Raw genomic sequence first — 321 nt, forward strand, 5'->3', positions numbered from 1 at the left:
AACGGAACAGATGGTCAGGTTTGTCATTATAGGTTGGAAGATACAACTATTAAAGATAATACAGCAGATATAAAAATGAAAGTATGGTTATTTGATCCAACAGAAATGGATACTGCAGATACAGAAGATACGGATGACTATATTTTTGAATTTTCATCAAATTGGGAAGAATTAGAGAAGAATACAATATATGTAAATGTGAATAAAAAAATAAAGATATCTCCAAATCAAAATCTGACGATTTCAAAAATGAGCTTAAACGATTTGGCAAGTACAATTTATGGAAATTTGGATAATAAAGAATATGAAGATTATTATTTA

1 protein-coding gene is annotated in these 321 nt (G+C 27.4%); it reads left to right on the plus strand.

The genetic code is table 11. The features are described from left to right. Positions 1-75: 75 nt before the first annotated feature. The coding region (locus tag DWX28_RS19690) for a hypothetical protein (protein ID WP_199611887.1) at positions 76-321 on the plus strand (246 nt) is incomplete at its 3' end.

It is taken from the genome of Blautia sp. AF19-10LB (genome assembly GCF_003461245.1).
In the GTDB taxonomy this organism is placed as follows: domain Bacteria; phylum Bacillota; class Clostridia; order Lachnospirales; family Lachnospiraceae; genus Blautia_A; species Blautia_A intestinihominis.